Source organism: Pseudomonas sp. REP124, assembly GCF_020164475.1.
Classification (GTDB): domain Bacteria; phylum Pseudomonadota; class Gammaproteobacteria; order Pseudomonadales; family Pseudomonadaceae; genus Aquipseudomonas.
Genome location: NZ_JAIQWX010000205.1, coordinates 1 through 8,981, shown reverse-complemented (window position 1 = coordinate 8,981; position 8,981 = coordinate 1). Strand labels below are relative to the sequence as shown.

General features: G+C 59.6%; 7 protein-coding genes. 2 read left to right on the top strand and 5 right to left on the bottom strand.

Annotated elements, in window-relative coordinates; genetic code table 11:
• Window positions 1-32: 32 nt before the first annotated feature.
• Together K9857_RS28325 and K9857_RS28320 are read left to right on the top strand one after the other, a co-directional pair.
• Entirely contained in the window at window positions 33-773 is a 741-nt protein-coding gene (locus K9857_RS28325) for a YciK family oxidoreductase (RefSeq protein ID WP_224541559.1), read from the top strand.
• 185 nt (window positions 774-958) lie between these two features.
• On the top strand, window positions 959-1,885 hold the full coding sequence (locus K9857_RS28320) for a GGDEF domain-containing protein (RefSeq protein ID WP_224541556.1): 927 nt from the start codon (window positions 959-961) through the stop codon (window positions 1,883-1,885).
• Between the two features lie 124 nt (window positions 1,886-2,009).
• Here K9857_RS28320 and K9857_RS28315 read toward each other — a convergent pair whose 3' ends face one another.
• The 5 genes from K9857_RS28315 to K9857_RS28295 all read right to left on the bottom strand — a co-directional run bounded on the left by K9857_RS28315 (window position 2,010) and on the right by K9857_RS28295 (window position 8,891).
• Entirely contained in the window at window positions 2,010-2,771 is a 762-nt protein-coding gene (locus K9857_RS28315; RefSeq protein WP_263488138.1) for an iron-containing redox enzyme family protein, read from the bottom strand.
• Between the two features lie 77 nt (window positions 2,772-2,848).
• Window positions 2,849-5,305, bottom strand: coding sequence for an EAL domain-containing protein (locus tag K9857_RS28310; protein WP_224541553.1), 2,457 nt, complete (start codon window positions 5,303-5,305; stop codon window positions 2,849-2,851).
• A gap of 192 nt (window positions 5,306-5,497) precedes the next feature.
• The gene (locus K9857_RS28305) at window positions 5,498-7,315 is read right to left on the bottom strand and encodes an ABC transporter ATP-binding protein (RefSeq protein ID WP_224541550.1); all 1,818 of its coding nucleotides are present in this window, start codon (window positions 7,313-7,315) and stop codon (window positions 5,498-5,500) included.
• Window positions 7,308-7,946 carry a DsbA family protein gene (locus K9857_RS28300; RefSeq protein ID WP_224541549.1) on the bottom strand — a complete coding sequence of 213 codons (639 nt, stop codon included), beginning with the start codon at window positions 7,944-7,946 and terminating at the stop codon, window positions 7,308-7,310. Before K9857_RS28300 ends, K9857_RS28305 begins: the two co-directional genes overlap by 8 nt.
• 3 nt (window positions 7,947-7,949) lie before the next feature.
• The gene (locus K9857_RS28295) at window positions 7,950-8,891 is read right to left on the bottom strand and encodes a rhodanese-related sulfurtransferase (protein WP_224541547.1); all 942 of its coding nucleotides are present in this window, start codon (window positions 8,889-8,891) and stop codon (window positions 7,950-7,952) included.
• Window positions 8,892-8,981: the final 90 nt, after the last annotated feature.

The following is an 8,981-nucleotide window of genomic DNA, read 5'->3' as shown; positions in this document are numbered from 1 at the left end:
CGCGACGCACCGCCGACTTGTCGAGGTTCTTTATGTTCGATTACTCCGCCCGGCCCGATTTGCTCCAGGGCCGCGTCATTCTGGTCACCGGTGCCGGTCGTGGCGTCGGTGCTGCCGCTGCAAAAACCTATGCCGCCCACGGCGCGACCGTATTGCTACTAGGCAAGACCGAAGCCAACCTGTCCCAGGTCTACGACGAAATCGAAGCTGCCGGGCATCCACAACCCGCCGTGATCCCGTTCAATCTGGAAACCGCCCTGCCCCATCAATACGATGAGCTGGCGGCGATGATCGAGACTGAATTCGGCCACCTCGACGGCTTGCTGCACAACGCCTCGATCATTGGTCCGCGCACGCCGATCGAGCAACTGTCCGGCGAGAACTTCATGCGTGTGATGCAGGTCAACGTGAACTCGATGTTCATGCTCACCAGCACCCTGCTGCCGCTGCTCAAGCTTTCCCAGGACGCTTCGGTGGTGTTCACCTCCAGCAGCGTCGGTCGCAAGGGTCGCGCCTATTGGGGCGCTTACGGCGTGTCCAAGTTCGCCACCGAAGGCCTGATGCAAACTCTGGCCGACGAAGTCGACACCGTGGCACCCGTGCGCTCCAACAGCATCAACCCGGGCGCCACCCGTACCAGCATGCGCGCCCAGGCGTACCCAGGTGAAAACCCGCTGAACAACCCGACCCCGGAAGAGATCATGCCGGTCTATCTGTACCTGATGGGTCCGGACAGCACGGGTATCAACGGCCAGGCTTTCAACGCCCAGTAGTGCCGTACGTCGCTTTTGTGCCGCGCCGACCTCTCGTCGCGGCATTTGCGCAGGCAAAACTTGTACAAAGCGGATTAGACTTGTAAGAAATGTCCTACGGGACTGACGGACCAGTATGACGCGCTGCCCCAGGCCGCTCTCACCCAGCTAGTAAGACAGCCTGATTGCTCAAGAGCACGCGCCATATGAAATCACCCTCCCAGACCAACGCAATTGACTTCGATAGCGCCAAATTGCAACGCCTGGGCTTTGGTCAGCAGCCACCGGTTCTGGAAAGGCCAGTCAGTCTTGCGCAATTGCGCCAGCAACTGAGCATGCAGCTGCAGACCAGTCTTGAGCCTCAACGCATTCTCGGGCTGTTTTTCCGTGAAGTTCAGCGACTCGTCCCCCTCGATGCCTTGACCTACGAGCACAAGAGCAGCGATCTGCGTCTGGAATTCGGTCAACGCGGCCGTCATTCGATCAGCTACAGCCTCAGCCATGAAGGGGAACATCTGGGCGAACTGGTATTTCGCCGCAGCCAGCGTTTCAGCGAGCAGGATCAAGGCAGCCTCGAGTCGCTGCTGGCAGCCTTGCTCTACCCGATGCGCAACACCCTGCTCTACCGCGCCGCGACCCAGAAAGCGCTGCGCGATCCGCTGACTGACACCGGCAACCGGATTGCCATGGACCAGACCTTGGCGCGGGAGATCGAAGTCGCGCGGCGTCACCTGCAACCGCTGTCCTTGCTGATGCTGGACATCGATCACTTCAAACTGATCAACGACACCCATGGCCACAGCGTCGGCGATGAGGTGCTCAGAGCCGTGGCCACTTCGATCAAAAGCCAGCTGCGCAACGTGGACATGGTGTTTCGTTATGGCGGGGAGGAGTTTCTGGCCCTGCTGTCCAACACCCCGCGCGAAGCGGCGGCGATGGTGGGCGAGAGACTGCGGTTTGCGGTGCAGGCCGAGGATTATCTGGCCGAGGGTCGTTCGATCGCCCTGACCATCAGCATTGGCTGCTCTACCCTGCTGCCGGGGGAATCGGCCGAAAGTCTGTTGCGACGTGCCGACAATGCGCTGTACATCGCCAAGCGCGAGGGGCGTAACCGCCTGACGATGGCGGGCTGAAGATCACCCAAAACAACTGTAGGAGCGAGCATGCTCGCGATGGAGGTTAACGATAACGCGGGGCATCAGTAGTCCCGCGGTGCATCGTCTACCATCGCGAGCAAGCTCGCTCCTACAGGTTTACTCAGCTTTCCGCGAGCTCCAACCGCTCACGGGCTACCGGTGCTTTTTCCGAGTGTTCGATCTGCATGCAGCGTTCCAGGAACAGGTACATGTAGTCGTAGCTCTTGCACACCGCCTGACGCAGTTCCACCTGCAGCGCCTTGCTCGGGTTCATGCCCGCCAGCGTGCAGATGATTTCCAGCGCTTCCCAAGGATGCGCGTCATCGTATTGCGCATGCATCTTCAGCCACTTCATCGCACGCTTGCGCTCTTCCTCGGGGAAGGCCTCGGCGTACACGCCCGTGGAGCAGACCACGGCCGACCATTCACCGGTCGCGCCTTCGATGGCGTAGTTGGTGGCGGCGATGGCCACGATCAGCGAATCCGCCGAGCTTGTATGCCAGCACCAGTGGCTCAGCGCGTGAAGCTCCGGGGCGACGCTTTGCGCCTGCAGATCTTCAAGGCTGACGCCGTGGGCACGACTCCAGTTGACCCAATAGTCGGCATGGTTGAGTTCAACGCGAATGTTGCGCATCAACCAGCGACGGGCCATGTCTTCGCCCGGATGACGGGCAAAGCGGGTCTTGGTGAGGTTTTGTGCCATGTACAACGCGAACTGTTCGACCACAGGCCAGCCACCGATGAGGTACTGACGCATGGTTTTTGCGCTGAGTTTGTTATCACGCATGCGCTGATACAGTTCGTGTTCGACAACCCGGCGCTTACTCTCGCTGCAATCCTGGATCAGGCGCTGGGCCCAGGCAGGATAACTTGCAGCTTCCATGAGTGGGCCGGTTCGGATGAATGTGTCGATCACTGTCGAGCTCCTTTTGATTGTGATTGTTGGACCGGCAAGAGACTTCAACGAAATGTGCCAGGCGCCTTGAACAGCAAAGGCTGAGGCCTGGCAGGACGACTTTGCAAACTGTCGCAGGTAAACAATTGCGGGCGTTCTATGACATAGCCCTGAGCGTAATCCACACCGATCTCCAGCAATGCCTGCTCGATCTGGGGCGTCTCTACAAACTCGGCAATCGTGCGTTTACCCATGACATGGCCGATGTGATTGATCACTTCGACCATGGCGCGGTTAATCGGGTCGTCCAGCATATCCTTTACGAAACTCCCGTCGATCTTCAAGAAGTCTACAGGCAAATGTTTCAGATAAGCGAATGAAGACATACCGGCGCAAAAGTCGTCGAGTGAAAAATGACAACCTAACCCTTTGAGTTCATTAATAAATCTGATTGCGCTACCTAAATTGGAAATTGCGCTTGTTTCGGTGATTTCAAAACAAATCATTTCAGGCGGAATCGAATACGTAACGAACTGTTCCCTAAGGAAGTCCAGAAACGCCTCATCTCCTATGGTCGTGCCTGACAGATTTATCGCACACATCGCCAGAGGGCCCTTGCGCTTCTCGGCCCGGCACTGGGCAATGATGCGGAAAACGTTCTGCACCACCCAACGATCAAGGGAAGTCATCAAGCCGTAACGTTCGGCGGCGGGAATGAAACTGTCAGGCAGGATCATGCGCCCGGCTTCATCGTGCAGACGCAAGAGGATTTCGATATGCCCGCCTTCGTCGCTGGTACCCAGCGGCGCGATTTCCTGGGCGTAAAGACAGAAGCGGTCTTCTTCCAGCGCCATGTGCAGACGTTGCACCCAGGCCATTTCGCCGAAGCGCAGGGACAGTTCCGAATCATCCGGGTGATAGACCTGAACCCGGTTGCGGCCTTTTTCCTTGGCCATGTAGCAGGCCATGTCAGCCGCTCGCAGCGAGGCTTCGAGGGTGGTCGGATTGTGTGAAACATGCACCAGCCCGACGCTCACGGTGGTCACGAATGGCCGGCCCTTCCACACGAAATGGAGGTTCTGCACGGTCTGGCGCAAGCCTTCGGCGATTTTCTCCGCCGCATCCGGGCCGCAATTTTCCAGCAGGATGCCGAACTCATCGCCGCCCAGACGCGCGAGGGTATCGCCCTCGCGCAGGCCGGATTGCAGCAGCGCGCAGATATGGCGCAACAACTCGTCACCCGCCGCATGGCCGCAGGTATCGTTGACCAGTTTGAATTGATCGAGATCGAGGAACATCAACGCGTGACGCCCCGACTGGCGCGTCAGATTGTGCAGCGCCTGCTCGAGGCGATATTCGAATTCACGGCGGTTGGCCAGGCCGGTCAGTGCGTCATGGGTCGCCTGCCAGGACAGATTGGCGATGTATTGCCGTTCCTGGGTCATGTCGTGCAGGACCAGCACGGTACCGCTGACTTTGCCGGCATTGCGGATCGGCGCGCCGACCAGGGTCACCGACACCGTGCTGCCGTCCAGACGCTGGATCAGTTTGGAATGTTCGCTGCCGCCGCTCAGATGACCGCTCAAAATGCGTTCGATCAAATTGAAACCGTCGGCCTGGGCGTTCTCGTCCAGCAGATTGAACAGCGCCGCCAACGGCAGACCGGTCGCCTGCTCGGCTTTCCAGTGAGTCAAGGCTTCGGCGGCCGGGTTCATATAGGCAATGGCGCCCGACACATCGGTGGTGATCACCCCGTCACCGATCGATTGCAGGGTGATCTGCGCCCGGTCTTTCTCCAGTTGCAGCGCGTCGGCAAAGGCGTGGCGTTGCTTGAGCAGCTTGTGGGTACGCATCAACGCCAGCGCAATCAAAATCAGCGCCGTGGCGAGGTTGGTCACCAGCAGCAGACGCAAAATGACCCGCGAGCCTTCACCCAAGGCATCGCTGAAAGCTTTCGCCGCTGGCGTCACTTCATCGTTGATGGCGAAAATCTGTTCCTTCCAGCGCTGGATGTCTGCACGGGATGCGGGGCCGGCATTGATGTGCCGGTGCATAGCCTGGGCGACATCATCGAGCTTGACCAGGTAGGAGTCACCGACCGTCCACAGGTCGATGGCTTTTTCGAGATAGCTGAAATGTCGGAAATTGAGGTACAGCCAGATCAGGCTGGAGACGTCGTCAGGATGGTTGCCGCCCTTGATGATTGCCTTGCGCGCCGCTTCGATATCGGTGGGCTCGTGATCCAGCGCCACGCGCAACTCATGACCGCCCTGGGGTACGGCAATCGCGTTCTGGTATTTGAGAAAAATGGCCTCGTCGCCACTGTCGGCGTAGAGGTTGAGGTAATAGATGGCGTCTTTCTGGCCCTTGGACCAAAGGCTTTCACCGGCTACATAGCCCCGGACGGCCGACAGTACATAAAGGCTGACGCCGCCCAACAAGGCCTGGAAGAGCACGACGGCGATAAAGGGCCATACGATGCCCAGCAACCGAGGCGTTGCGAGAGTCCGCGCTTGTTTCATGAGTTCCCTTGACTTAGCACTGCCAGATCATCATCCAACGTGATCGCTACAGCTAGACTAGGGGGCGTTACAAATCCCGGCAAGTCATGAATGGAAAACATTCAGGCGCACTCTCTACTTATTATTAATACTTGCGTTGCCCTTCTGGATCAGCCCGTCGCGGCTTCCACCACCGCGCGCGTCGTCTGCCGATCAATGCTGCTGCAAATGGCCGTAAAGCTTGGCGTACAAACCGCCATCGGCGATCAGTTGCTGATGGTCACCATCTTCGGCAATCTGCCCGCCATCGAACACCAGCACACGGTCGGCCTGCTTCACCGCCGACAGGCGATGGGCAATGATCAGTGTGGTGCGGTGACTGAGGAACCGCGCCAATGCCTGATGCAGGTTGTACTCGGTGGCAGCGTCCAGCGCTGAAGTGGCTTCGTCGAGAATCACCACCTTCGGATCGGCCAATACCATCCGCGCAATCGCCAGACGCTGGCGCTGCCCGCCGGACAACCGCACCCCGGAACGCCCGACGATGCTGTCCAGACCATTGGGCAATTCGCGGATCGTAGCGTGCAACTGGGCGATTTCCAGCGCCTGCCAGCAGGCTTCATCACTGCGCTCACGGCCCATGGTCAGGTTGGCGCGCACGGTGTCGTTGAACAGCGCCGGATGCTGCAGGACCACGGCGACATTCTCCCGCACGGTTTCCAGACCGATCTCCTGCTGGGTCGAGCCGCCGAAACGGATGGTCCCTGCCTGCGGCGTGTACAAGCCCAACAGCAGTTGAACCAGAGTACTTTTGCCACCGCCGCTGGCGCCGACGATCGCGACCTTCTCACCGGGCGCGATGGACAGGTTCATCTGGTTCAGCACCAGTTCATCGCCGTATCCGAAACTCAGGCCCTGCACCTCGATACCCACGGTCTCGCGACCGGTGAACGGGTCGACGCCATTGGGGAATTCCGGCTCATCGGCCCGGGCGAGCAGTTCGTTGATCCGCGACAGCGCGCCGCCGGCGGCGTAGTAGGCGTATTGCAGGTTCAGCAGTTGCTCCACCGGACCGATCATGAACCACAGGTAGCTGAACACCGCGAGCATCTGGCCGATGGACAGGTCGGAGAACAGCACGGTGAGCATCGCGGCGGCACGGAAGATATCGATGCCGAACTGGAACAGCAGGCCGCTGGCACGGTTCGAGGCGTCGGTCTTCCACTGCGAACTGACCGCGTAATCTCGGACTTCCTTGGCGCGCAGCCCCAAACGACCGAGGAAAAAGCCCTGACGGTTGCCGGCGCGAACTTCCTGGATCGCGTCGAGGGTTTCGGTCAGCGCCTGGGTGAAGCGCGAGGTACTGTCGTTCTCGAGTTTCTTCAGGTGCTTGACCCGCTTGCCCAACTGCACCGTGGCGTAGATCACCAGCGGATTGAACAGTAGGATCAGCAGCGCCAGCTTCCAGTGCATCCACATCAGAATCCCGGCGGTGCCGACCAGGGTAAGCATAGCGACCAGGAAACGACTGAGGGTTTCGCCGACGAACTTGTCGAGGGTGTCCAGATCGGTGACCAGATGCGTAGTCACCGTGCCGCTGCCCAGACTTTCGTACTCGCCGAGGGATATGCGCTTGAGGCGTTCGATCAAGCGGATGCGAATGCGGTAAACGATGTCCTTGGCCAGGGACGCGAACAATCGCGCCTGTACCACGTTGAACAGCAGGGCCGCGCAACGCAGGGCCAGGGTCACTATGAGCATGAGGCCGATGTAGCCCGCGGCTTTTTGCCAAACCTCTGGCAGTGCGAGGTTCATGATTTTCAGCGCGGCGTCACCGTGTCCCAACAGCACTTCGTCGACCAGCAATGGCAGAAGTAAGGGGATAGGAACACTGCACAGGGTCGCCAACACGGCGACGCCGTTGGCGATCCATAGGGATTTCTTGTGTTGAAGGGCCAGGCGACGGATTTCCGCCCAGCTCAAGCGGTCGACGCGTTTTGCGGTTTGAACGTCGTCGGGCAGGTCATGCACAGGCAGCGCGCTCCAGCCAGCGGCCGAGCAACGGTGACAGCACACTGAGCGGTTGATAGCCATTGGTCAGCAGCGCCAATTGACCGTTTCGCTCAGCCAGCAAGGTAGGGAAACCGGCGATGCCCAAATCCTGGACCCAGGTGAAATCGGCAGCCGTCGCGGTGTGCATGTCGGCGCGGTCGAAGGCGCCGGCGAACTCGATGCGTGGCAGACCGGCCTGTTCCGCCAGCTCCACCAGCACGCTGGCGTGGGTGACGTCGCGGCCTTGTGCATAAAACACATGCTGGATCAGCCCCAGCAGTTTCCACGCGCAATCCGGCGCCAGACTACGAGCGGTCACCAATGCCCGGCAGGCCGGTTCGGTGTCGTAGACGAATCCTTCGGGCAAGGCGCCTTCCACCTTGAACGGCTGGCCGGTGGCCTCGGTGACCGCCTGCCAGTGTTCAAGAATGTAGCGTCGGGTCGACGGCTCCAGTGCCGCGCCGCTGCCGGTGCGCAAACCGCCCACCACCAGATGCACGTCCACTCCCGCTGCCGCCGCCTGTTCGACCAATGCGTTTGCGACCGGGGCAAAACCCCAGCACCAGGAACACATCGGGTCCATTACATAGAGCAGGCGGCATGCAGACATGGTTCAGGCCTCGGAGGATGCTTGCTTATAGTTGTAGCCGATCGGGTGAGGCTGGTTGCGTGCCTTGGCCAATTCGATCTGCTTTTGCCGGTCGATGGCGCTGCGACGGGTCTTCTCGCTCAGGCTGTCCCAGCAATGCGGGCAGCTGATGCCGGCCACATAGTGCTCGGAGGCGCGATCTTCGACGCTGACCGGGGTACGGCAGGCATGGCACTGATCGTAATCGCCTTCGGTCAGGTCGTGGCGAACCGTCACGCGGTTGTCGAACACGAAGCAGTCGCCCTGCCACTTGGTTTCTTCCTGCGGCACCTCTTCGAGGTACTTCAGAATGCCGCCCTTGAGGTGATAGACCTCATCGAAGCCTTCGCTGAGCATGTAGCTCGACGCTTTTTCGCAACGAATGCCGCCGGTGCAGAACATCGCGACCTTCTTGTGCACGGCCGGATCGAAGTTGGCTTTGATGTAGTCGGGAAATTCGCGAAAGCTGGTGGTTTTTGGATCGATCGCGCCTTCGAAGGTGCCGATCGACACTTCGTAATCGTTGCGGGTATCGATCAACAGCACTTCCGGATCGCTGATCAGCGCATTCCAGTCCTGCGGATCGACATAGGTGCCGACCTTTTTGTTCGGATCCACGCCCTCGACGCCCAGGGTCACGATCTCTTTCTTGAGTTTGACCTTGGTGCGGTAGAACGGCTGCTCGTCGCAGTAGGATTCCTTGTGGTCGATGTCGACCATGCGCGCATCGCTGCGCAGCCAGGCCAGCAGGCCATCGATGCCTTCGCGGCTGCCGGAAACAGTGCCGTTGATGCCTTCTTCGGCGATCAGCAAGGTGCCTTTGATGCCGTTATCGACCATTGCCTGCAGCAGTGGCTCGCGCAGGGCGACGTAATCTTCCAGGGTGACGAACTTATACAGTGCCGCCACGACAATCGGTTGTGTCATGGGTGAATCTCCAGGTGGCTACCCTCGTAAGGGGTGAACCGGATGCGAAAAAAAACGCGCCGGGTGAGCGGCGCGTTTCGCATTCTAACA